The following is a 22,639-nucleotide window of genomic DNA, read 5'->3' as shown; positions in this document are numbered from 1 at the left end:
AGAGCCTGATGAATCCGCTGATCGAAGCCATGGCCGGGATCTTCACCGCTGCCGCCGCATCCGGTGGACCCTTGGCCCGGACGGCGAGGTTCGCCCTGGAGACTGTGGATTGGGCGGGCAGGCTGAACGAGCCTGCGCCCCAGAGCTGCCCCGTCGTCGATCAGCATCTCGAAACGGCCTGCGCCAATGCGGGGCTCCAGGGCTCGGCCTCTCATCGCGCCTGTCGCGCGCTGAGCGCGGCGACCGGCCAGGTCACCTGGTTCATGAACCCGAAGGAACGTTGGACCGCGCCCGATCTGGCGGCCTTCATGCCGAACTTCGCCGCCACCGTCATCATCGGCGAGGGCGGGCTGCTGCCTTCGGACAAGATCAGCGCGGGCTTCAGCCTGCAGGGGCCCGACACCTACTACCCGCCGCATGCTCATCTCGCGGAGGAAAGCTATTGGATCGTCGGCGGCGACGGCGACTGGAAGGTGGATATGAAACCCTGGTTCGCGGTGCGGCCGGGCGACAGCGTCTATCACAAATCTTGCGCCCGACACGCGATGCAGACCAACGAGCGGCCCCTGCTGTCGGTCTGGCTCTGGACCAGCCACCTGCACTCCGAGGTGGTGTTCGTCAGGTCGGGTCCCTTTGTTCCTCCGGCGGAGCTTTAGGCCAGATAATCCTCGCGGGACCCGCTCCCCGTCGGCACGGTGGCGCGCTGGCCATCGCAAGATTTGACGCGAAGGACCCGCGAGCGCTTTGATGGGGACCCCGTGCCGGTGCGCTGTTTCAGCGGGTGGCCCCCAAGGGCAGAAGGCGATCGCATGAGTTCCGACCAGATTCCCCTCGAGGTCGATATCGAGGGCGCCGTTCTGTTGACCAACCCGCTTCTGAACAAGGGAACGGCCTTCACCGACGAGGAACGGACGGCGTTTTCGCTCCATGGGCTGCTGCCGCCGCGGGTGGGCACGCTCGATGCGCAGGTCGCGCGGCGCCTGCAGGCGGTGCGGGCCTTCACGCGCGATCTCGATCGCTATGTCTTCCTGCGGGGCCTGCAGGATGCGAACGAGACTCTGTTCTATGCGCTGCTGACGCGCCATCTCACGGAGATGCTGCCGCTGATCTATACGCCGACCGTCGGCCAGGCTTGCGAGCAGTTCAGCCACTACTGGCATTTCCCGCGCGGGCTGTTCCTGAGCTGGCCGCATCGCGACATCATCAACCAGATCCTGGCGCATCCCCGCTACGACAGGATCGAGACCATCGTGGTGAGCGACGGCGAGCGCATCCTCGGCCTCGGCGACCAGGGAGCGGGCGGCATGGGGATCCCGATCGGCAAGCTCTCGATCTATACCGCCTGCGCCGGCCTCGACCCCGCGACGACGCTGCCGATCCTGCTCGACACCGGCACCGACAATGCCGAGCGCATCGCCGACCCGCTCTATATGGGCTGGAAGCATGAGCGGGTGCGGGGGGCGGACTATGACGCCTTCATCGAGACCTTCATCTCGGCGGTGACGAAGCGCTGGCCGCGGGTGCTGCTGCAATGGGAGGATTTCGCCCGCGTCAATGCAGGGCCCCTGCTCGAGCGCTATCGCGACCGGCTCTGCAGCTTCAATGACGACATCCAGGGAACCGCGGCGGTCGCGGCGGCAACCCTGCTGGCCGGCACCAAGGTCAGCGGGATATCGCTCTGCGACCAGCGCTTCGTCCTGTTCGGCGCCGGCACGGCCGGAAGCGGAATCGGCCGGATGCTGCTGGATCTGATGGTCCATGAAGGGCTGACGCGCCGGGAGGCGCAGGACCGATTCTTCGCGGTCGATCGCCATGGCCTCCTGGTCGAAGGAATGGCCGATCTGCAGAGCTTCCAGGCGCCTTTCGTGAAGTCGCGCGCGGCCGTCGCCGGCTGGCAGCTGGCGCGGCCCGATCGCATCGACCTGCTCGACACCGTTCGCAATGTGCGGCCCACCGTCCTGATCGGGGTTTCGGGGCAGCCCGGGGCCTTCACCGAGGACATCATCCGCAGCATGGCGGACTCGGTCGAACGGCCGCTGATCTTTCCGCTGTCCAATCCCCTGTCGCGCTGCGAGGCGACGCCGGCCGATCTGGCGCGATGGACCGGGGGCCGCGCGCTCATCGGGACCGGGAGTCCCTTTCCGCCTGTGGTGATCGATGGCCAGCCGGTCACCGTCAATCAGACCAACAACGCCTATATTTTCCCGGGCGTGGGGCTCGCCGTGCATGCGGTGGGCGCGCGGCGCATCAGCGACGCCATGTTCGTCGCGGCGGCGAGGGCGCTGGCGGCGCTGGCACCGAAAGCCACGCAAGCGCATCCCAAGCTGCTGCCGCCGGTCGAAGGCCTGCGCGATGTTGCGGTTGCCGTCGCGCGGGCCGTGGCGCTTCAGGCGCGGGCCGACGGGCTTTGCGCCGGATTCGAGGATGAAGAACTCGATCGGCTGATCGCGGCGAAACGCTGGGAGCCGGTCTATCGTCCCTATCGCCGGTCGAGATAGGCGGGGGCCCTCAGGCTCGCATGACCGGTCGAGGCGCTGCCGCTGCAGATCGGCTGCGCCCAGATCTCGGCGAGCAGGCTGCGGTCGTTGGCTGTCGCGCGGGCTTCGTAATGGCCTAGATGATGCGCCGCCAGGGCCGAGCCCTCCCCCGTGGCGATGGCGAGAGCCAGGGCCGCCGCCACCCATCGCACCCGCGGCCGCCAATCGAAGGCGGCCCTGGAGATCCGCCGCCAGGCGGCCAGGGCAGCGAGGAGCAGGGCGGCAAGCGCGCAGCACATCGGACCGGCTCTCTCAAGGGACGCTGGGGCTCATTCTAGCCAGGGACGGTGCCGCCGCAACCGGGGGCGTGGAACCGGCCCTTGGCTGATCGCTCGCCTCCGCCGTCGCGATGGCCGTTCAGCGCCGCGCGACATGGTCCGCCAGGCGGTCGAATGCGCCGTTCCAGCCTCTCCGATGCCCGTCGCAGTTTTCCTTGGTGTTGAAGACGGCCTGGCGGAAGGTCACCAGTGTCTTGCGGCCCTGATCGGCGAAAGTGACGGTGACGAGGGTTTCGGGACCCGGGCTGCCATCTTCCTGGTCCCAGGCGAAGCTGTAGACCAGCCGCTCGTTCGGCACGATTTCGCGATAGACGCCGCCCTGCCAGAGCTCGCGGCTGCCATCGAGGGCGCGCAGGCAGGTACGCCATTTCCCGCCGGGCCGCAGATCGCCCTCGACATGAACCGCGGGGTAATCGGGCGGGCCCCCCCATTTCAGCGCATGCTTCGGATCGGCGAAGGCCTGATAGACGAGGCTGCGCGGCGCATCGAAGACGCGCGTGATGACGAGGACGCGATCGGCCGGTTCGCCGATCGCTTCAGCGCTTTTTCCTGCGGCCATTCTTGCTCTCCTTCATCTGCAGTTCGCTCAGGTAACTCTCGAGCCGGTCGAAGCTGGCTTCCCAGAACTGCCGGTAGCCTTCGAGCCAGTCGGCGGCGTCTTTCAGCGGACGGGCCTCAAGCTCGCTCGGACGCCATTGCGCCTCACGGCCGCGCACGATGAGGCCGGCCCGCTCCAGTACCTTCAGATGCTTGGCGACCGCAGGGCCGCTCATGGGGAAGGGCTTGGCCAGCTCCGTCACGCTGGCCTTGCCTCGGGCAAGACGGGCGAGGATGGCGCGCCGGGTCGGGTCGGCGAGGGCCGCAAAGGTGAGGCTGAGGCGGTCGGTGGTCATGTATATGGAACCAATTAGTTATATAACCGAATGGTTTGATATAGAGGAAAACCGCCCCCGTCAAGCACCGCTTGACCCCCGGGGCCGGGTCGCGCAACCGTTGCGGGCATGGCGGCGGGGGATGGATCGACCGGGGAGGGGGCAGCGGGTGCGCTCGAGCGCATCGGCATTTCGGTCGAGCCCATGCCGGGCGGCGCAACGGAGCGCTTCGCGGTCAAGGGCGACACTTATCCTCATCGCCAGGCCCTGCAGGACCTCGGCGGCCAGTGGGACAAGTTGGCGCGCGTCTGGGTGTTCGAAGCGGAGAATCCGACCGCGCGCCTGGCCGCGCTGTTGCCGATTCCGGAAGGGCCGCCGCCGGAAAAACCGAACCGGCCGCATTACTGGGGCCATCGCGAGCGCTTGCGCAAACGCGCCAAGGAGGGTGGTTTCGGCGCCTTGCCCGATTACGAGCTGCTGGAGCTGCTGCTCTTTGCGACGATCGAGCGCAAGGACGTCAAGCCGCTGGCCAAGGCGCTGCTGGAGCGGTTCGGCAGTCTCGGCGGCGTGCTGGCGGCGCGCGACGAGGAGCTTGCCGGCTTCGAGCTGGTGAAACTCTCGACCATCGTCAATCTGCGCGCCATCGCCGAGATGGCCGTGCGGCTCGGGCGCGAGGAGCTCAAGGAGCGCCCGATCCTCAACTCGATCGACAAGGTCGCCAAACATTGCCGCACGGTGATCGGCAACAGCCCGATCGAGCAGTTCCGCGTGCTGTTCCTCGACCAGCGCCATGGGCTCATCGCCGACGAACTGCAGCAGACCGGCACCGTCAACGAGGTCGCGGCCTATCCGCGCCAGATCCTGCAGCGGGCGCTCAATCTGGGCGCGGTCGGCCTGGTGCTGGTCCACAACCACCCCAGCGGCAACTTGAAGCCCTCGACCGGCGACATCGAGATCACGCGCGAGATCATGCGGGCGGCCGAGCCGCTCGGCATCGCGCTGCATGATCATCTGATCGTGGGGCCTGGCGGGCATATCAGCCTGCGGCAGGCGGGCAAGCTGCCGCGGTGATTGGATGACGGCGGGCTGAGAAAATGAAGAATCCCCTCCCCCAACTTTTGGGGGAGGGTTGGGGAGGGGGCTGCTCGGTATTGGCCCCTTCGCATCCTGACGAGATCGTGGACCGGGCCACCCCCTCCCTGCCCTCCCCCTCAAAGGGGGAGGGGATAGAGGTATCGAAACGCTACGCCGCCTTATGCTGCGTCTTGGGCAGCGCGTCCTCCAGCCCTAGCAGATGGGCTTTCGCCTCGAGGCCGCCGGCGTAGCCGGTGAGGGCGCCGGAGGATCCGATCACGCGGTGGCAGGGGGCGACGATGGAGATGGGATTTCTGCCATTGGCCGCGCCGACCGCGCGCACGGCCTTGGGCTTGCCGACCTGCTTCGCGATCTGCGCGTAGGAGCGGGTCTCGCCGAACGGAATGGTGAGCAGCGCCTGCCAGACCTTCTTCTGGAAAGGGGTGCCCGCAAAATCGAGCTTCAGGTCGAATGTCTTTCGCCGGCCGGCGAAATATTCCTTGAGCTGGCGCTCGGTCTCGCGAAGAACCGGATGCTTCCGGTCCTCGGCGACGACGTTCAGGCGCACGCGCCAGTCGTCCTCCCACATGATCGCCGCCAGGCCGTCCTTCGAGGCGATCAGCTTCAGCTCTCCCACCGGAGACTTCATCATCTTGTAGACATAGGCCTTCTGCGCGGGGTTCTTCGCCATCGCTCTGCTCCTTCGAATTCTCTCGCGAGTAGAGGCCAAGCCGAGAGCCGAAGCGTCCCGATTCTTGCGCCTGAATCCGGCCACCCCTTCTCTCGGATGCCGAGAGAAGGGGTGACGAAGATAGCAGGCGGGAACGAGGGAGAGCAGTGGGTCCGGGCCGGTCCTACATGTTGAAATAGGGATCCAGCACGCGAACCTCGGTGATGCGGTCGACCGGCAGTCCGTTGCGCTCGGCGACCTTCCGGATGGCCTCCGGCGTGGGACCGTCATAGATGCAGAAGGTCTTCTTCTTGTCGGTCGTCACGTAGGAGTGGATCCAGGTGACACCCTGCTGGGCATTGTTGGCCACGACGGTCGTGACCGCGTCGCATCCCTGCTGGTTGGGCGCGAGGCCCAGGCCGTTGGGGAAATTGCGTTCGATGAGGTAACGGGGCATGGGATGTCTCTCCTGGTTGCGGCGGTGAGCCGATGATGGCGCGGCCAAGCTAGGCGACGCGGGCGCCCGTTCGCATCGGGAGGACTTCCCTATTTTGCGGCCGTCACCTCCCTATTTTGCGGCAGCAGGTTCTGCTCGCGGGCGATGCGGGCGGCTTCGCCGCGCGTGCAGGCGCCGATCTTGGCCAGCACCGCTGACACATGGTGATCGACGGTCTTGGGGGAGATATGGAGCTGCGTCCCGATGCGACCGTTGGAAAGCCCATCGGAAAGGCAGCCCAGGATCTGCATCTCGCGCGCGGTCAGCCCGAACGGATTGCGTCGCGTGCTGGACCGGGGACCGCGCGGAATGCAGCGTACCCCCTCGCCGCGCATCAGCTGGCGAAGGGCGGCCGCCGCAGGGCCGGCGCCCAGCCGATCGAAGATCTCAAGGGCGGCCAGCCGGGCCGCTTCATCGCCATCGGCGAGCGCACGGGCCTGCTCATAGGGGCAGCCCAGTTGCTCCCATGTCTCGGCCGCCCCCTGCCAATCGCCCTTGATCTGCAGCAGGAACGGCGCGGCACTCCATTCCGGCACGGCAACGGACTCGCCCGCGCGCCAGCGCCAGAAGGAGAATTCGCCCGCATGCCAGCGGTGGCGATGGCCGATGGCGAGGTCATAGACCGCGGTCGCTTCGACCATGACGCGTTCGCGCTCTCCGGAAAGCCAGGCGGCTTCGGCGCGGGCGGCCCGCACCGGCGCCAAGCGCTGCAGCGTGTTCGTCTGCAGCGCCAGATCGAGCGCTTCGTCGAGGGCCGCTGCGGCGCCGGGATCGCCGCGCCGGACGCGCACGCGGCCCAGCGCCGCCAGCGCCATGATCCGGCTGACGGCGGCGACGCGCGGGAGCTCGACCACGGCGGTCGCGAGGTCGCTGGCCTCGCTCCAGCGTCCCTGATAGAGCCGGGTCAGGGCGAGCCAGGCGCGCATGTAATGGCCGGCATGGTCCAGATCGCAATCGCCGGTGTAGTCGAGCCCCTCGGTGAGATGCCGTTCCGCCTCGGCGAACCGGTATTGCTCGCCATAGGACGAGCCGAGATTGAGGTAGGCGAGCCCGACAAGCGAATCCAGATTGGCCTGTCGGGCGAGGACCAGGCTCCGATCCAGATGAGGCCGGCCCTCCTCGTCTCCCGTCACCAGCATCGCCGATCCCACGACCAGCTCGGCGGCGGCGAGGGTGGCATCGTCCTGGAAGCGGGTGGCCAGCTCGATCGCCTTCCGGCCGAAGCGGACCGCCAGCTGGTGGTCCCGGTCGAGCATTCGCAGATGGGCCTGGATCCGATAGGCCGCGGCCAGCTGGCGCGTCGGCGGCAGGGATTCGAGCAGTTCGATCGCGCGACGGCTCGACTCTTCGGCCGCCGCGTTTCGGCCACCGCGGACCAGGGGCCAGGCGAGAGCGGCGAGGGCCTCGCCTTCCTTGAGGCGATTGCCCGCCTGTCGCCACAGCTCGGCCGCCTCGCCCAGCGCATGGCTGGCTTCGGCCAGGTCGTCGACGATGGCGCATTCCTCGGCATAGGCCTCGAACAGCGGCGCCCGATCGCCGGGTGCCAGAGCGCCGGCGAAGCCGAGGACGCGTCGATATTGCGCGGCGGCCACCCGATGAGCGCCGACAGCGGCGGCCGCGCGCGCGGCGGCCCCTCCGAACTCGATGACGGCGTCGCCGTCGCCGGCCCCTTCCGCGCAATGCGCCAGGAGAACCGGATCGCCGCGCCCGGCGCCGGCCCCTCGCAGTCTGTCGAGTGCCATCCGGTTCAACTCCCGGAGCCGCCGGGAGTCGAGGTCCGACAGGATCGCGTCGCGCACCAGCGCATGGCGGAAGGCCACGCCGATCTCCGTCGCCTCGAGCATGCCGAGCTTCATGCATTCGGCCAGGCCCTCGGCCTCGCCGCCGAGGATCTTGTCCATGACGGCATGGTCGATCCGGCCGCCGATCACCGAAGCGGCCTCGAGGACATGCCGGCCGGCAGCGCTCAGTCTTGCCGCGCGCGCCAGCACGGCATCGCGCACCGTCTTGGGGATCCCGCGTCCCGCATGGGCGAGAACCTCGGTGACGAAGAAGGGATTGCCCGAGGTTTGCCCATGCAGCGACGCGGGGTCGATCGGCCGATCCGCGATCAGGGTGCGGACGGCCTCGATCGTCAGGCGCGCCAGCTCGATGCGGACTACGGTCCGCAGCATCGCCAGGTCGCCCAGCAGCACGCGCAAGGGATGCTTGGGCCCGACCTCGTCGTCGCGGTAGGTCAGGATGAACAGGACCTTGGCCTGCGCGATGCGCCGGCTCAGAAACACGATCAGATCGTAGGTCGCCTCGTCGGCCCAATGGACATCCTCGATGACGAGGAGGACGGGCCTGGTCGAGCCGCGGAGCCGATCCAGCAGGGTCGAGAAGACGGTTCCATGCGAAGTGTCGCTCTCGAGCTGCGACAGCAGCGGTCCGTCCGACTGGCGCGCGATGTCGTAGAGCGGGCCCAGCGGGGCCGGCGTGAACAGCGCATCGCAGTTGCCCTTGAGGACCTGCATCCCCCGACCACGGGTGTTGAGGAAGCGCTCGACGAAGGAGGTCTTGCCGATGCCGGCCTCGCCGCTGACGAGCGCGATGCGCCCGCAACCGGCGACCGCGTCATCCAGGGCGCGGCCGAGCAATTGCAGATCGTCTTGGCGTTCAAGCAGATCCATGGGCATTCCAAGCGGATCTCGAGGAGAGCCGCCAGTTTATAGGCGCCCGTCCGGATGAGCCCGCAAATTCGCGTGAGGTCATGCAGGCCCCTGCAAGATCATGGACATGCCGCACCGGCCGGGCGTTCAATGAGGCCTGAAAGTGAAGCGAGCGACGGCATCGAGGTCTCCGAGCACGTCCAGCGATCCGCGAGACCAGAAACCGCATTGGGCGAGCGCTCCGCGCCGACAGGATCGGCGCTTGCCGATAGCCGCACAGGAGAAAGGGACGATCGATGGATCATGCCAAGGCGCCGGAGTCCGCCCCCGCCGGCAGCCTGCCGCTGAAAGTTTTCGGCGGACTGGTTCCCGACGCCATCCAGTGGCGGTCGTTCCCGGCATTTCCGGCGACCGCCCGCCTGGCTGTCCTGGTCGGCGACATCGGCAAGCCCGGCCCCTATGTCGTTCGCGTCAAGGTGCCCGCGGGCGTGAAGCTCCTGCCGCATTCGCATCCCGAGGATCGGATCTATACCGTCATGTCAGGAATGTTCTATATCGGGCTCGGCGAGAATTTCGACAGTGAGAAGCTGAAACCCTATCCGCCGGGGAGCGTTGTCGTGCTGCCGGGGAATACCGCCCATTTCCATTATGCGAAATCCGGCGAGTACGTCACCCAGGTCACGGGCGAAGGCCCCCTCGGGCTCGACTATGTGGATGAGGCGGACGATCCGCGAAAGCGGAATGCCGCCGGAGAGAATGACAAGACCTGAGGGTCGGTGCGGCGCCGGAACGTCCCGGCCGACTTGCGCTCGAGCTTCGGCCCGCCAATGATGGACCCCTTCCTCGCCAGGAGAGACGTATGACCAAAGTCACCTACAAGATCGTTCAGCATGACGGCGGCTGGGCCTATCAGGTCGACGGGGTGTTCTCGGAGACCTTCGAATCGCACGATGTCGCCCGCCGGGCGGCCGAGCGCGCGGCCAAGGAACAGGTGGTCGCCGGCAACACCACGGGCATCTCCTACGAAGACAAGGATGGCCACTGGCATGAGGAATTGTCGAAGGGCGACGATCGCCCCGAGACTGACGTCAAGGGCTGAGCCCTTCCGCTTCTCTCCCGCCGCCTGACTCTTTCCCTCGCCGGGCGTCACCCGTTTCCGAACCCTTCGGCATCGCCGGCGCGCAAGCTATAGTGCCACCGCGGCCGCGGAAGGCTGCGATTCGGCAGGGGCACCCGGAAAGAAAACGTCATGCGGATCCTGATCGCGATCCCCCACTACTACAAGCCGAGCCACGGCTTCTACGGTTCGCATCGGCCCGATCCACAGCCCCGCATCGACGCGCTGGTGCAGGCCATGGCGGCGCTGCATCAGAATTTCGGCCCGCGCCAGGGCCTGCTCGATCCGCCGCGGCGCTGCCTCTACGAGACCAATGGCGCCAACAGCGCCCGGCTCGACATCGTGCTCTGCACCACCGGCAGCGATCACCTGATCCCGGCCCTGCCGGCCAATCTGTTCCGCCAGCACGAGACCTCGGCGCAGCCGATGCTGCTGGGCTACGAGGCCCACGCCGTCCTGCGCGACGGGCTGGGGCAGTATGACTGGTATGGCTTCATGGAAGACGACCTGCTGGTCCCCGACCCGATGTTCTTCGACAAGCTGGCCTGGTTCCAGTCGCTCGGCGGCGAGCGCGCCGTGCTGCAGCCCAATCGTTACGAGGTCTCGATCGACGATCGCATCCACAAGCTCTATATCGACGCCAACCTGGCGAAGCCGGAGCTGAGCCAGCCCTATCAGGACATCACCCGGCGGCCGCGCATCGAGGGCAAGGCCTTCAACCGGCGCATCGGCTTCCAGCGCGTCAACAATCCGCATGCCGGCTGCTTCTTCCTGAACGACGCGCAGATGCGCAAATTCGCGGCCCAGGATTACTTCCTCGACCGCTCCGACGCCTTTGCCGGCGCGCTCGAAAGCGCCGCCACCCTCGGCGTCATGCGCTGCTTCGAGACCTACAAGCCCTCGCGCGAGAATGCCGACTTCCTCGAGGTCGGTCATATCCATCGCCGCTATATCGGGCGCTATGTGATCTTCGAGGAGGGAGCGCCCTGGCGCTTCAAGGTGGTGAAGCCGACCGGCTGAGCGATGGCCGCCTCCCGGGGCATCCGATCAGTCGCAGCAGAAGGGGCGGCCCTCGCCATCCTCCAGCGCATCCTTGAGCGAGGCGCGCGGCTGGGCGGCGGCATTGCCGGCCGCCGGCGGCACCAGATCGAGCGGACCCGGAGCGCCGAAGGGCGCCTCCTTGTAGCGGCCGTCGGCACGCCAGCAGCAGGCGCCATGCATCGGCACCTCGCCGAAGATGAGGCCTTCGCCGGCCGCGACCCTGTCGATCCGCACGGCGCGACGATCGCGGGTCTGGAGGGCGGTGCCGTCCGAGGCGGCGTCCAGGAAGTCGAAATTGTCGGCCATGACCCGGATCCGAAGGCCGTTGCTGCAGGGTCCAAGTTTAATCCCTGCCCGTCCGATCGGCAATTGACCGCCATGGCAATAGCTTCTTAGGCTTTGCGCGCCAAAACTGGCGCTGACGGCGGTCTGGGGTGGACCGAAACCGAAGGGGAAGATGCGACCATGGCCAAAGTGATCCTGCACGGTCCCGACTACAGCACACAGGTGCGCACGATCCGGCTCTGCCTGGTCGAGAAGGGCGTCGGTTACGAACTGGAGCCCGTGGATATCCTGCGCGGCGTCAATCGCAAGCCGGATTTCCTGAAGTTGCAGCCTTTCGGGCAAGTTCCTGTCCTGGTGCATGATGGCTTCACTCTCTACGAGACCAGCGCCATCGCGCGCTACGTGGACGACGCCTTCAAGGGGCCGAAGCTCCAGCCGACCGACAAGAAGGACGCCGCACGGATGAACCAGCTCGTCTCGATCATCGAGATGCATGGCTATGGGCCGATCATCAGCGAGATCGTGACGCTGCGCGTCAAGGAAGCCTTCCTGGGTCAGAAGCTCGATATTGCCGATCTGCGCAAGGCGGCCGGGCCAGCGCAGCACTGCCTGACCGTGGTCGAAGGCCTGATGGCCGATGGCGGCTTCCTGGTCGGCAGCGCCGTCAGCCTTGCCGACCTCTATCTAGCACCGATGATCAGCTTTTTCGGGAAGACGCCCGAAGGCAAGGTGATCATGGGGCGGCTGCCCAAGCTGACGGCCTGGTGGGAAAGCATCCTGAAGCGCCCGGCCATGCTGGAGACGGTACCGCAAACGACCCAAACCTGACGCAACCGCCTACATTCCTGCCTATTCAGCGAGCGCCGCGACGCGCCGCTGCACCAGGAGGCGCAGCGCCAGCAGGAACACCAGGGCCGCCGCGACGGCGGCGGCGCCGATCACGATCGTGCCCGCCGCCTGGACGTTGGCGAGCGTGATGCCGCTGGCCAGGCCCGCGAGATTGGCGAGCAGACCGGCGCTGGCGGAACCGAAGGCGATGCCCAGCATGCGCACCGTGGGAATGGTCGAGGCGGTGCGGGCTTCCTCGCCCGTCAGCGCTCCCGCCATCGTGGCCGCGGTCAGATGCAGGCTCGAGGCGCCGATGCCCAGGCCCGTGACAGCCATGCAGGCGCCGATCGCAATCGGATGCAGCCAGGGCAGGCCGATCGCCACCACGGCGAGGGCCATGGCGGCAAAGGCGGGTCCCCAGACCAGCGCCAGGACTTCGGCGCGGCCCTTCCAGCTGGCGGTCCCCACCGAGGCGATGGTCCAGCTGACGGCAAGAATCGCCGTGAAGTAGCCGGCGGCAAGGGGCCCCACCCCATGCACCACCTGGAGCACCAGCGGCAGGAACAGGCCGGCCGCGCTGTGTGTGATCGACATCAGGAAGAACATCGCGAAGGCGATGCCGACACTGTGATTGAGCGAAATCGCGCGTGAGGGAAACAGCGGGATCTCCGCTTCCGCATCGAGCTTGAAAGTCAGATAGACCATGAAGAAGGCGACGAGCAGCAGCGCCAGCTCCAGCGGCAGGGATCCCGTGGTGCCGCCGACGCCGACGGCGAGCACGCCGCCGCCGAGCAGCAGCAGGCGGCGGAAGGGCAAATGCGGCACGGTGTGCGCCCGTTCGGAAGGCGGCAGCATCCGCCAGGCGAGAATGACGAAGACGGCGATCAGCGGGAGGGTCGCGACGAAGGCGCCGCGCCACCAGCCGAATTCGCCGAACAGGCCGCCGAGCAAGGGGCCCAGCAACGCGGCCACGCCCCAGACGCCGGAGACGGTGGCGAGCGCTCGCGTGCGCACGCTCTCGTCGAAGAGCTCGCGGATCAAACCCATCGATTGGGCGACGATCAGTCCGCCGCCAAGGCCCTGCACGAAGCGCGCCCCGAGCAGTGTCGCCATCGACGGCGCCGCCGCGGCGCCGATGGTGCCGACCAGGAAGATCAGGCCCGCCAGCGTGTAGCCGTTGCGCGCGCCGACCGCGGCCCGCAGCGTGTTGCCGCTGGCCGCGCCCATGATCGACGCGATCATGTAGAGCATGGTGGCCCAGGCATAGAAGGCGACGCCGCCCAGATCGCGCACGACCGCGGGCATCACCGTCGAGATGACGAAGACGTCGATCGCGTGCAGGCCGATTCCGAGATTGAGCGCGACGACATAGATGCCGCGACCGTCGCGGAACAGCACCGTCCAAGGAGAGGATTTTGCCGACATGACTTCCGGTCAGATGGGGGCCCGGTCAGGGGCCTGACCAGTCGGTCAAAGATTAACGCGGGCCGCGTTGCAGGTCGATGATCGCGGTACGCGGGACCCGACCCGGCAGCCCGACTGCCGCTTCCAACATTAACTGCGGGGGCCGATATCGTCGATGTTCATGAAATAATGGCGGAAATCAGCCGTTTTTAGGGCTCGAATCATGAACCAGAATTAACCCCTGGGAAATCGGCCCGTCAGGCGCACCCGATTATCTGTTGAGGAACGCCATCCGCCCCCCATGGCCAAACGGCCCCGGATGGCAATCCCCTACAGGAGGTCCCCAGGATGTCTACCAACCTTATCCGCTTCGTCCGAGCGCGCGTGACGGCGCCGGCGCTGCGGAACGCAGTGCTGGCGGCCGGCATTGCGGCGCTTGCGCTGCAATCCGGCGTTGCCCGCGCCGATTCGCCGGCAAGCTTCGCCGATCTCGCCGCGAAGGTGACTCCCGCCGTCGTCAATATCGCGGCCGTCGAGGACGTCACGGACAACAGCGGCGGCATGCCGGAAGAGATGCCCTTCCATTTCCCCCCGGGCTCGCCTTTCGAGGAGTTCTTCAAGCATTTCCGCAATGGTCAGCAGGAGCAGGACCATAACGGCAGCAAGCACAAGGCGACGGCGCTGGGCTCCGGCTTCATCGTCGATCCCTCCGGCTACATCGTCACCAACAATCATGTGATCGACGGCGCCACGGACATCAAAGTGACGACCGCCGACGGCCTGCAGCTCCAGGCGAAGCTGATCGGCACCGACGAGAAGACCGATCTGGCGCTTCTCAAGGTGGAGAGCAAAACCCCGCTGCCCTATGTCTCGTTCGGCGATTCCGATCAGACCCGCGTCGGCGACTGGGTCCTCGCGGTCGGCAATCCGTTCGGCCTCGGCGGCACGGTGACGACCGGCATCATCTCGGCGCGCGGTCGTGACATCCGCTCGGGTCCGTTCGACGACTTCCTGCAGATCGACGCGTCGATCAACCAGGGCAACTCGGGCGGCCCGACCTTCAACATGGCCGGCCAGGTGGTGGGCATCAACGCCGCCATCGCCACCCCGAACGGCGGCAGCGTCGGCATCGGCTTCGCGATCCCGTCGAACCTCGCCAAGCCGGTTATTGCCGAGCTCAAGGAGCATGGCAAGGTCGAGCGCGGCTGGCTCGGCGTGCGCATCCAGGAAGTGACGCCGGAGCTTGCCCAGGCGATGGGTCTCAATGAGCCCAAGGGCGCGCTGGTGGCTGCCGTCGACAGCAAAGGGCCTGCCAATGGCAAGCTCCAGGCCGGCGACGTGGTGCTGAGCTTCAACGGCCAGGCAATCGACAAGATGCGGGATCTGCCGCGTCTGGTCGCTTCTGCCGCTGCCGACAGCACCGCCAAGGTCGAAGTCCTGCGCAACCACGAGCATCAGACGGTCGATGTCACGATCGGGCATCTGCCGACCGAGGCGAAGGTGGCTGCGGCCGATGCCCCGACGGACAGCAAGACGGCGCCGGGCGCCGCGGAGAAGTTGCTCGGGCTTCGTCTGGTCGCTCTCGACCACGATGTCCGCGCGCAGTTCGAAATTCCCGACTCGGTTGATGGTGCCCTGATCGCCGATGTCGATCAGGACGGCAAGGCGGCGGAGCAGGGGCTGCGGCCCGGCGATGTCATCGAACGGGTTGCCGACAGCAGCATCAAGAATCCAGCCGATGTGGACCGGCTCGTCGAGCAGGCCCGCAAAGACCAGAAGAAGTCGGTTCTGATGCTGATCAGCCGCCAGGGGGACGATCTGTTCCTGGCACTCGACTTGTCCGACGCATAAACGAGGTCAAAATGACGGTTCCTGGCTCAAAGCCGGATCCGATGGAGACTGCGGACCGGGGCGATATCGCCCCGGTCCGTGGCGTTTCCACCGTCTCCGAGACGAAAGCGCCCCTGGCATCCGATCCGGCGGCGCCTGCTCCCACCCCTCCTTATCCCACCCCTTCCGGAGCCTTGGCCCGGTTGATAGACTCACAGCTGACCATGCGAATTCTCCTCGTCGAGGACGATCAGGCGGCTGCCGCCTATGTCTCGAAAGCGTTGTCGGAAAGCGGGCATGTGGTGGACCACGCCGCCACCGGACGCGACGGTCTCTATCTGGCCACCAGCGGGGACTATGACGCGGTCGTGCTCGACCGCATGCTGCCCGGCCTCGATGGGCTTTCGGTCCTACAGGCGATGCGGGCGGCTGATGTCGAAACCCCGGTTCTCATCCTGAGCGCGCTCGACAAGGTCGATGACCGGGTCAAGGGCCTCAAGGCCGGCGGCGACGACTACCTCACCAAGCCCTTCGCCTTCTCCGAGCTTCTGGCCCGGCTCGAGGCGCTGGGTCGGCGGCGCAAGGCCTCGACGGCCGAAACGCTGCTCAAGGTGGCGGATCTGGAGATGGATCTTCTCAAGCGGTCGGTCAAACGGGCCGGCCGGGAGATCGACCTGCAGCCCCGCGAGTTCAAGCTGCTGGAATGCCTGATGCGCCATGCCGACCAGGTGGTCACGCGCACTATGTTGCTCGAGAGCGTCTGGGACTATCATTTCGACCCACAGACCAACGTCATCGATGTGCATGTGAGTCGCTTGAGACAGAAAATCGACAAGGGGTTCGACCGGCCGCTGCTGCACACGGTGCGAGGCGCGGGATATTCGCTGCGTGCCGCTTCCTAGGTTCCTCGCCACCAGTACCTTCCGGCTGGCGCTGACCTACGCGGCGCTGTTCAGCGTTTCGGCGATCTCGCTGGCCGGGGTGACGTTCTGGACCATGGAGTTCATGCTCGCGCGCGAACGGCGCGAGACGGTTCTGGCCGAAGCCAACCTGCTGGCTGAGCAGTTCCGCCGGTTCGGGCCGGGGGGCCTGAGCCTTGTCATCGCCGAGCGGGTGCGGCCGGACCGCGTCGGCGACGGCATCTATCTGTTGGCGGGCCCGACCTTCACGCCGCTCGCCGGCAATCTCACCGACTGGCCGCCGGCCGGGGAGCATGAGGGACCCTGGCTGGACTTCACGATCGAACGCAACGTGGCGGGCCAGCGTAAGGTGCTGGGCGCGCGCGCCATCCATGTGCTCCTGCCGGACAATTATCACCTGCTGGTCGGGCAGGATATGAGCACCGAGGCGCGGCTGCGGTCGGCGCTGATCAATGCCAGCCTCTGGGGCATCGTTGTCACCGTCGGCCTCGGGCTCGCGGTCGGCTTCATCGCCAGCCGCAACTTCCTCGGCCGTATCGAGGCGATCAACCGCTCGACCGATCGCATCCGGGCGGGCGAGGTCGGGCATCGCATGGCGGTGTCGGGGAGCGGCGACGAGTTCGACCGGCTGTCTCAGAACCTCAATGCCATGCTGGACGATATCCAGCGGCTTCTGGCCGGCATCCGCACCGTCACCGACAATATCGCGCACGATCTGCGCACGCCTTTGTCGCGGCTCAAGAACGGGCTCGAGCTGGCGCTGGCCGATGCCTCCGAGGACGAACGCCGGCAGGCGATCGAGCGGGCGATCGGCGAATCGGACCAGTTGCTGCGCACCTTTTCGGCACTGCTGGCGATCGCCGATGCCGAAGCCGGCGCCTCGCGCATCGAACGCCAGCCGGTGGAACTGGGAGGGCTCGCGCGCGACGTGGTCGAGCTCTATGAGCCCGTGGCCGAGGAGCGGGGCGTGAGCCTCTCTCTGACGGTCGAGGAACCGGCGACGGTCGAGGGCGACCGGCAGCTGCTGTTCCAGGTGCTGGCCAATCTGCTCGACAACGCGATTAAATATGGCGCCGATGGCGGCCGGATCGATATCGGCGTCAGCCGCGTGGATGGCAAGCCCGAGATCGTGGTCGCCGACCGCGGCGCCGGCATTCCCGAGAAGGACCGGGAGCGGGTGCTCGAGCGTTTCGTGCGGCTCGACGAGAGCCGGACCACGCCGGGCATCGGGCTGGGGCTGCCGCTGGTCAAGGCGATCGCGCATCTCCACAACGCCGAGCTCGAGCTCGGCGACAATGCGCCGGGTTTGCTGGTTCGGGTCCGGTTCCCGATGGTGATCGACGAGGGCAAGAGCGAGCCCCGCCGCCTGACGGCACGCTGAGGAGCGGCCGGGGCGGCGCCGGAAGGGCGCCGACCCTGCGATTTGCGATCAGTCCGTCCTTACGGGCCCGCGTCCCCGCGGGCCCCGGTCCGGAAGTTAGTTCCCGGCCGGCTTTCCGGCGGCCAGCTCCATGGAGTCGCCGACCGCGTCGGCAAGCTCGGCGCTGAACGCGGTCTGGCGCTGGCTCATCGTGGTCGCGGCGCTGTCATAGGCCGCCCGGTTGAAGGGCTTCGTCTCGATCGCCGCCTTGACCGCCTCGCGCGCGTCGCGCAATTCCTTGCCCATGGTGACCAGCTGATCCTTGCGTGCGTTCATCGCGTCGCGAAACACGTCCTGCTGCGCCTGAGGCAGATCCTCCGCGATGCGCTTCACGATCCAGTTCACCTGGCCCGCGCCGCCCATCATTTCCATGCGGGGGCCGCCAAAGCCGCGATGCAGGATCCGGCCGGCTATCATGCCGCCGAGAAAGAGGTTGGCGCCGAGCGAGACAAGCAACGCGACCGCGATCCAATTGGCGTTGCGCTTCAGGAAATTTACCATGGCAAACTCTCCTCGCCGTTCATGTCGGCGACATAGGGCACGAGCTCCGCAACCTGCGTGTTATCGGTGCCGGGGTTGGTCCAACCGATCCAGAATCCGGCGACCGCCGCCGCGGCGAGACCGATGAGGTTCGGCATGATGAAGGGAATGTGCCAGCGCGGGCGCGACGCGGCCGGCGATCGAACCCCGGCCGTTTCCTGCGGGCGTTCGCTCAAGCGCGCTGCCAGGCTCGAGGCGTCGAGCGTGGGTTCCGACACCGGCAGGCTGTCGAGCAGGCCGTCGAGCCGGCGGGCATCGCGCAGCAATTGCTGCGCCTGTGCGTCGCGCGCCAGCAGCGCCAACGCGTCCGGCCTTTCCGCCTCCGGCCAGCGCTCCGACTTGGCGCCATAGGCCGCAAGGATCTGTTCGAGGCGTTTTGTATTCATGTCACGACTCCTTCCGTCCGGGCCAGATCGGCAAGCAACCCGGCTAGGCTGCGGCGCGCCCGCACCAGCAGCGATTCCACGGCGCCGACGCTGATTTCCAGCGCGCCGGCCACTTCGGCATTGCTCAGTCCTTCGTAGTAACTCAACACCACCGCCGCGCGCTGCCGGTCGGGCAACTCAGCCAGCGCCGCCGCGACGCGCTGGCGACGCTCTTCCAAGGCCAGGACGTCATCGGCGCCGGGAGCGGTATCGGCCATTTCGGGCACTTCCTCCAACGGTACGGACCGTGCCCGCCGGCGCCGGTCGATACAGAGATTCACGATCACGCGCGCCAGCCAGGTCGATACGCGCGCACCGCCGTCCTTCCGCCAGGTCGGCGCCTTCTGCCAGACCCGCAGAAAGGCCTCCTGCACCACCTCTTCAGCCTCGGCCGCACTGCCAAGCATGCGCACGGCAATCGCGTTCGAGCGTCCCAGATGGTTGCGGACCAGCTTCGCGAAGGCGGCACGATCGCCGCGTCCGCTCGCCAGCATCAGTTCTTCGTCCTCGGCCGGGTCCATCGATTCTCCGGTTGTGGCAGGGCCGTCATCATCGGCGTCTGGAACAGACTCGACGCGCCAGGGGATGACGGCGGCTCGCGATTGGGCGGACAAAGGCGCTCACCCGCAAGGCCGATAATCGATCGCCGGAACAAAATAGGAAACCGGGACCACCGAGGAGGTTCTCCTTACCAACAACCGGCATCTGAACCTATTCACGGGGCAGGGCCGCAACCCCTGCGCCGTTCCGGACAAGATTTCGCCTTATTTAGGTGAAGCGCCTGAAAAGCAATAAAAACGGGACTGCCGGTGGGGTGCCGGGCAGTCCCGTTCTTAACCATAAGGATCGGAGGTCGTCGGGCGTCGCCCGCCGAGGAAGCTCTCTCAGCAGGTCACGTTTTCACGCGGAGTGCCTGATGAACTCCCGCTTCCCCTGGCGATTGGGCGGATAGCAATCCTGAGGGTCGGGCTGGCTATTGCCGACGCAGTCGTTGGCGGCGAGGGCGATCGTCGCGTGAAGCGGCGTTGCGACATCGTCGTTCGACGGCTGGGCCATCGCATAGCCGGACATCGCCAGCCCGGCACTGAGCAGGAAGGCGGGTATCAGCGTTGATGCACGAATCATCATAAACCTCGATTGTTGCCACCGGCGCTTCGGCGAGACTTGCCCGCCTCCATGAAGATTGGCAGGGGAGGGAAAGGCTCAAGGCGAACTCTCCTGCCTGTCTTCCATTTCACCGTGTGGCCATGTTGAGCGGGATCGGTTCCGTACCGTCACGCTCAGCCGCCGCGGGGGTGGCAGTAATCCGGCCGCTCGAACATGGGCGCGGTATCGCAGGAGTTGGACTGAGAGGTGGACTTGTCCGTGGTCTTGTTCACGGACTGCGAAGCCGTCGTCTTCGTGGAGCTTGCATCGTCCGCCATGGCGAGGCTTGCGCCTGCGAGGCCGAAGAGAACGACGAGAGCGGGAAGCAGCGTCGAAGATTTGGTCATGATGGACCTCAATTCTGGTCGCCGGAATGCCGGCGGGGTTGATGGCCCTTTCCGAGAGATGGCGACCCGGACCGAAGGCTCAAGGCGATTCGGCCTTTCTGTCTCCCATTTCACGGCGAGGTCATGTGGCAGGCGAAATGCGGTCCGCGCACGGGACCGGCAGGATTGATTCCTGTCGGTCCCGTTACTGCGTTCTTCGGTAGGCGATCAATTGCCGACGCAATTTCCCGTGGTCTCGGTGCAGGCCGTCGGGTCGGACGTCACGGCCTTGGTCGTGGTCTTGGCCTCATGCTGGTCGGACGCCGGGGCCTGCTCCTTGTCGGGCTTGTCGGTGCTGGCATTGGCCGCCATGGCGACGTTCGCGCCGGCGAGACCGAACAGGAGGGCGAAGGCAAACGCGCGGAGAAGAGTCGATGAGCGGATCATGATGAACCTCGGTTGTTGCTGACGAAGCCTCGATAGGAAATTGGCTCCCGTGGCGTGAGGTGGAGAGGCTCATCGAGGTCGCAAGAGAGCGGGCGAGTCCGAAGTCCTGATTGCCGCAAGGCCATGTCGGGCAGGGCGATTTCATCCCAATTCCCGGTGCGGCGCGACGGCGCACGCTCTGCTCAACCGGCGGATGAGAGAGGGCGGCGGGACCGCGGGGGGAATGACCGGCGGTCCCGCCTGGGCAGGGCCAAGTCGCGATCGAGCGGGGCAGCCAATCAGTCGCCGGACTGATGCTCGACCGCGGGGGCCTTGCCGTTCCATGCCTTGCCAGGCGTGTTCCGGAACAAAGCGGGAAAATCCCGTCGGAAGTCGGTTCTCCGGACGGTTCGGCGCGCTGCGTCAAAGCGTCCACGGCGTTGCCGCCCAAACCCTGCGCCGGTCCCCGGACCTCGGGGGTTCGGCGCTGGCCTTGAGGGGGCGGTTCCTGTAGGTTCGGCCCCGGTCCAAGCCAGGGAAGCCGGTCGATTCCGGCGCTGCCCCCGCAACTGTAAGCGGCGAGGCCCGACGGCATGTAAAGCCACTGGTTCCCGATGCCGGGAGCTGGGAAGGCGCCGTCGGCCGACAACCCGCGAGCCAGGAAACCTGCTTGGCCGATCCAGAACACCGATCCTCGGAGGGAGGGGAGGCCTGATGCGCGTTTCTGCAGGGCTTCAATCGTCATCGTCGGGCCTGAGTCTGACCGGCAGCGTCCTGCTGCTGGGCGGCGCGCGTTCGGGCAAGAGCCGCTATGCCGAGGCGCTGCTCGCCGATGCGAGCCCGCGGACCTATATCGCGACCGCCGAAGCGCGCGACGCCGAGATGGCCGAGCGCATCCGGCGCCATCGCGAGCAGCGCGGGCCCGCCTGGACGACGCGCGAGGCGCCGCTCGATCTGCCCGCGGCCATCCGCAGCGAAACCGGCGCCTTGCTGGTCGATTGCCTGACGCTCTGGCTCAGCAATCTGATGGCGCAGGAACGCGACATCGATGGCGCGACCGAAGAGCTTTGCGCCGCGATCCGGCGGCCAGGCGGGCCGGTCGTGCTGGTATCGAACGAGGTGGGGCTCGGCATCGTGCCGGAGAACGCGCTCGCCCGCGCCTTTCGCGACCATGCCGGTCGCCTTCATCAGCATGTCGCCGCCGTCGCCGACCGCGTGATCTTCATCGCCGCCGGGCTGCCGCTGGCCTTCAAAGGAGAATTGCCGAAATGATCCTCAAGCCGGCCCCCCTTTCGACAAGCCGGGCGCGCATTCCCGCCACCATCGTCACCGGATTTCTCGGCGCCGGGAAGACCACCCTGATCCAGAACCTGATCAAGTCGGCGAACGGGCGCCGGCTGGCGCTGGTCATCAATGAGTTCGGCGAGCTCGGTGTCGATGGCGGCATCCTCAAGGCCTGCGCGATCGAGGGTTGTCCCGAGGAGAACATCGTCGAACTGGCCAATGGCTGCATCTGCTGCACCGTGGCGGACGATTTCCTGCCCACCATCGAAGCGCTGCTGGACCGCCCGAATCCGCCCGAGCATATCGTGATCGAAACCTCGGGCCTGGCGCTGCCCAAACCGCTGGTGAAGGCCTTCGCCTGGCCGGAGGTGCGCGCGCGCGTCACGGTCGACGGTGTGATCGCGGTGGTGGACGGGCCGGCCGTGGCGGCCGGACGCTTCGCCGAGAATCCGGCCGCGGTCGACCGGCAGCGCGCCGCCGACGCGGCGCTCGATCATGAAAGCCCCCTGGCCGAGGTGTTCGAGGACCAGATCGCCTGCGCCGATCTGGTGGTGCTGAACAAGATCGATCTGATGGACGAATCGATGCGGGCCAGGGCCGAAGCGGTGATCAATGCCGAGCTGGGCCGCGCTGTGAAGATCCTGCCGGCGAGCTTCGGACGGATCGATGCCAGGACGCTGCTCGGCATCGAAGCCGCGGCCGAGGACGATCTGTCCTCGCGCCCCTCGCATCACGAGCTCGAGGGCGAGGATCACGATCATGACGATTTCGAGAGCTTCGCGCTGACCCTGCCGATGCTGCGCACGCCCGAGGAGCTGGTGGCGCGCCTGAAGCCGGTGATCGAGCGGCACGACATCCTGCGGGTCAAAGGGTTCCTGGCCGTGGGCGGCAAGGAGATGCGTCTGCTGCTGCAGGGCGTGGGCGCGCGGCTGCAGCATTATTACGACCGGCCTTGGGCCGCGGACGAGGCGCGCGACAGCCGGCTGGTGGTGATCGGGCTCAAGGGGCTCGATCGCGCCGCCATCGCCGCCGCGCTCGGCGCCGCCTGATCCGAGAGCGGGTCGAGGTT

The 22,639-nt window shown here is 66.9% G+C and carries 26 protein-coding genes and 1 riboswitch; of the genes, 12 read left to right on the top strand and 14 right to left on the bottom strand.

Annotated features, from left to right (window positions below; genetic code table 11):
* Positions 1 to 8 precede the first annotated feature (8 nt).
* On the top strand, positions 9 to 656 hold the full coding sequence (locus tag FRZ44_RS19980; RefSeq protein ID WP_151178830.1) for a dimethylsulfonioproprionate lyase family protein: 648 nt from the start codon (positions 9 to 11) through the stop codon (positions 654 to 656).
* Between the two features lie 153 nt (positions 657 to 809).
* Entirely contained in the window at positions 810 to 2,498 is a 1,689-nt protein-coding gene (locus FRZ44_RS19975) for an NAD-dependent malic enzyme (protein WP_151178829.1), read from the top strand.
* Here FRZ44_RS19975 and FRZ44_RS19970 read toward each other — a convergent pair.
* From FRZ44_RS19970 to FRZ44_RS19960, 3 genes are all read right to left on the bottom strand, one after another.
* A complete protein-coding gene (locus FRZ44_RS19970; protein ID WP_151178828.1) occupies positions 2,480 to 2,776 on the bottom strand; it encodes a hypothetical protein in 297 nt (98 codons plus the stop codon). The two genes, FRZ44_RS19975 and FRZ44_RS19970, sit on opposite strands and share 19 nt — an antisense overlap.
* A gap of 118 nt (positions 2,777 to 2,894) precedes the next feature.
* Entirely contained in the window at positions 2,895 to 3,374 is a 480-nt protein-coding gene (locus FRZ44_RS19965; protein ID WP_151178827.1) for an SRPBCC family protein, read from the bottom strand.
* Complete coding sequence (locus FRZ44_RS19960) at positions 3,352 to 3,708, bottom strand: ArsR/SmtB family transcription factor (RefSeq protein WP_151178826.1); 357 nt, start codon at positions 3,706 to 3,708, stop codon at positions 3,352 to 3,354. Before FRZ44_RS19960 ends, FRZ44_RS19965 begins: the two co-directional genes overlap by 23 nt.
* A 108-nt stretch (positions 3,709 to 3,816) precedes the next feature.
* Between FRZ44_RS19960 and radC the strand changes: the two genes are divergently transcribed.
* Positions 3,817 to 4,758, top strand: a complete 942-nt coding sequence (radC, locus tag FRZ44_RS19955; protein ID WP_225308358.1) for a RadC family protein — start codon at positions 3,817 to 3,819, stop codon at positions 4,756 to 4,758.
* A 172-nt stretch (positions 4,759 to 4,930) separates the two neighbouring features.
* Here the strand turns inward: radC and FRZ44_RS19950 are convergent, their stop codons facing one another.
* The 3 genes from FRZ44_RS19950 to FRZ44_RS19940 form a co-directional block, all read right to left on the bottom strand.
* Positions 4,931 to 5,452, bottom strand: a complete 522-nt coding sequence (locus FRZ44_RS19950; RefSeq protein WP_151178825.1) for a methylated-DNA--[protein]-cysteine S-methyltransferase — start codon at positions 5,450 to 5,452, stop codon at positions 4,931 to 4,933.
* 163 nt (positions 5,453 to 5,615) lie between these two features.
* Entirely contained in the window at positions 5,616 to 5,888 is a 273-nt protein-coding gene (locus FRZ44_RS19945; RefSeq protein ID WP_151178824.1) for a DUF4242 domain-containing protein, read from the bottom strand.
* Between the two features lie 89 nt (positions 5,889 to 5,977).
* Entirely contained in the window at positions 5,978 to 8,599 is a 2,622-nt protein-coding gene (locus tag FRZ44_RS19940; protein WP_191908206.1) for a helix-turn-helix transcriptional regulator, read from the bottom strand.
* A 275-nt stretch (positions 8,600 to 8,874) separates the two neighbouring features.
* On the opposite strand from FRZ44_RS19940, the gene FRZ44_RS19935 reads away from it, so the two are divergent.
* The 3 genes from FRZ44_RS19935 (at position 8,875) to FRZ44_RS19925 (ending at position 10,715) form a co-directional block, all read left to right on the top strand.
* On the top strand, positions 8,875 to 9,348 hold the full coding sequence (locus FRZ44_RS19935) for a cupin domain-containing protein (protein ID WP_225308357.1): 474 nt from the start codon (positions 8,875 to 8,877) through the stop codon (positions 9,346 to 9,348).
* An 89-nt stretch (positions 9,349 to 9,437) separates the two neighbouring features.
* Positions 9,438 to 9,677 (top strand): DUF2188 domain-containing protein, encoded by a 240-nt coding sequence (locus FRZ44_RS19930; protein WP_151178822.1) that lies wholly within the window; start codon positions 9,438 to 9,440, stop codon positions 9,675 to 9,677.
* 150 nt (positions 9,678 to 9,827) lie between these two features.
* A complete protein-coding gene (locus tag FRZ44_RS19925) occupies positions 9,828 to 10,715 on the top strand; it encodes a calcium-binding protein (RefSeq protein ID WP_151178821.1) in 888 nt (295 codons plus the stop codon).
* Positions 10,716 to 10,742: 27 nt separating this feature from the next.
* On the opposite strand, the gene FRZ44_RS19920 is transcribed toward FRZ44_RS19925, so the two are convergent.
* Positions 10,743 to 11,042 carry a hypothetical protein gene (locus FRZ44_RS19920; protein ID WP_151178820.1) on the bottom strand — a complete coding sequence of 100 codons (300 nt, stop codon included), beginning with the start codon at positions 11,040 to 11,042 and terminating at the stop codon, positions 10,743 to 10,745.
* 159 nt (positions 11,043 to 11,201) lie between these two features.
* Here FRZ44_RS19920 and FRZ44_RS19915 point away from each other — a divergent pair, with 159 nt between their 5' ends.
* Complete coding sequence (locus FRZ44_RS19915; protein ID WP_151178819.1) at positions 11,202 to 11,849, top strand: glutathione S-transferase family protein; 648 nt, start codon at positions 11,202 to 11,204, stop codon at positions 11,847 to 11,849.
* 21 nt (positions 11,850 to 11,870) lie between these two features.
* On the opposite strand, the gene FRZ44_RS19910 is transcribed toward FRZ44_RS19915, so the two are convergent.
* Positions 11,871 to 13,274 (bottom strand): MFS transporter, encoded by a 1,404-nt coding sequence (locus FRZ44_RS19910; RefSeq protein ID WP_151178818.1) that lies wholly within the window; start codon positions 13,272 to 13,274, stop codon positions 11,871 to 11,873.
* 327 nt (positions 13,275 to 13,601) lie between these two features.
* Here FRZ44_RS19910 and FRZ44_RS19905 point away from each other — a divergent pair, with 327 nt between their 5' ends.
* From FRZ44_RS19905 to FRZ44_RS19895, 3 genes are all read left to right on the top strand, one after another.
* Complete coding sequence (locus FRZ44_RS19905) at positions 13,602 to 15,104, top strand: DegQ family serine endoprotease (RefSeq protein ID WP_151178817.1); 1,503 nt, start codon at positions 13,602 to 13,604, stop codon at positions 15,102 to 15,104.
* Positions 15,105 to 15,307: 203 nt separating this feature from the next.
* Positions 15,308 to 15,985 carry a winged helix-turn-helix domain-containing protein gene (locus FRZ44_RS19900; RefSeq protein ID WP_151178816.1) on the top strand — a complete coding sequence of 226 codons (678 nt, stop codon included), beginning with the start codon at positions 15,308 to 15,310 and terminating at the stop codon, positions 15,983 to 15,985.
* Entirely contained in the window at positions 15,972 to 17,384 is a 1,413-nt protein-coding gene (locus FRZ44_RS19895; RefSeq protein WP_151178815.1) for a sensor histidine kinase, read from the top strand. The genes FRZ44_RS19900 and FRZ44_RS19895 overlap by 14 nt, the downstream gene beginning before the upstream one ends.
* Before the next feature lie 96 nt (positions 17,385 to 17,480).
* On the opposite strand, the gene FRZ44_RS19890 is transcribed toward FRZ44_RS19895, so the two are convergent.
* From FRZ44_RS19890 to FRZ44_RS19865, 6 genes are all read right to left on the bottom strand, one after another.
* Complete coding sequence (locus FRZ44_RS19890) at positions 17,481 to 17,924, bottom strand: periplasmic heavy metal sensor (RefSeq protein ID WP_151178814.1); 444 nt, start codon at positions 17,922 to 17,924, stop codon at positions 17,481 to 17,483.
* Positions 17,918 to 18,349, bottom strand: a complete 432-nt coding sequence (locus FRZ44_RS19885) for a hypothetical protein (RefSeq protein WP_151178813.1) — start codon at positions 18,347 to 18,349, stop codon at positions 17,918 to 17,920. The genes FRZ44_RS19890 and FRZ44_RS19885 overlap by 7 nt, the downstream gene beginning before the upstream one ends.
* Entirely contained in the window at positions 18,346 to 18,909 is a 564-nt protein-coding gene (locus tag FRZ44_RS19880) for an RNA polymerase sigma factor (RefSeq protein WP_151178812.1), read from the bottom strand. Before FRZ44_RS19880 ends, FRZ44_RS19885 begins: the two co-directional genes overlap by 4 nt.
* 379 nt (positions 18,910 to 19,288) lie before the next feature.
* Complete coding sequence (locus FRZ44_RS19875) at positions 19,289 to 19,513, bottom strand: hypothetical protein (RefSeq protein WP_151178811.1); 225 nt, start codon at positions 19,511 to 19,513, stop codon at positions 19,289 to 19,291.
* Between the two features lie 155 nt (positions 19,514 to 19,668).
* Positions 19,669 to 19,881, bottom strand: a complete 213-nt coding sequence (locus FRZ44_RS19870; protein WP_151178810.1) for a hypothetical protein — start codon at positions 19,879 to 19,881, stop codon at positions 19,669 to 19,671.
* A gap of 207 nt (positions 19,882 to 20,088) precedes the next feature.
* Positions 20,089 to 20,307: a hypothetical protein gene (locus FRZ44_RS19865; protein WP_151178809.1), complete on the bottom strand. Its 219-nt coding sequence runs from the start codon at positions 20,305 to 20,307 to the stop codon at positions 20,089 to 20,091.
* 484 nt (positions 20,308 to 20,791) lie between these two features.
* Positions 20,792 to 20,974, top strand: a riboswitch (cobalamin riboswitch).
* Between the two features lie 26 nt (positions 20,975 to 21,000).
* On the opposite strand from FRZ44_RS19865, the gene cobU reads away from it, so the two are divergent.
* Together cobU and cobW are read left to right on the top strand one after the other, a co-directional pair.
* Positions 21,001 to 21,558 (top strand): bifunctional adenosylcobinamide kinase/adenosylcobinamide-phosphate guanylyltransferase, encoded by a 558-nt coding sequence (cobU, locus tag FRZ44_RS19860; RefSeq protein WP_191908205.1) that lies wholly within the window; start codon positions 21,001 to 21,003, stop codon positions 21,556 to 21,558.
* Positions 21,555 to 22,619, top strand: a complete 1,065-nt coding sequence (gene cobW / locus FRZ44_RS19855; protein ID WP_151178808.1) for a cobalamin biosynthesis protein CobW — start codon at positions 21,555 to 21,557, stop codon at positions 22,617 to 22,619. Before cobU ends, cobW begins: the two co-directional genes overlap by 4 nt.
* Positions 22,620 to 22,639 lie beyond the last annotated feature (20 nt).

Source organism: Hypericibacter terrae, assembly GCF_008728855.1.
Taxonomy (GTDB): Bacteria; Pseudomonadota; Alphaproteobacteria; order Dongiales; family Dongiaceae; genus Hypericibacter; species Hypericibacter terrae.
Note: the sequence above shows the minus strand (reverse complement) of the source record. Positions and strands in the feature narration are given on the sequence as shown.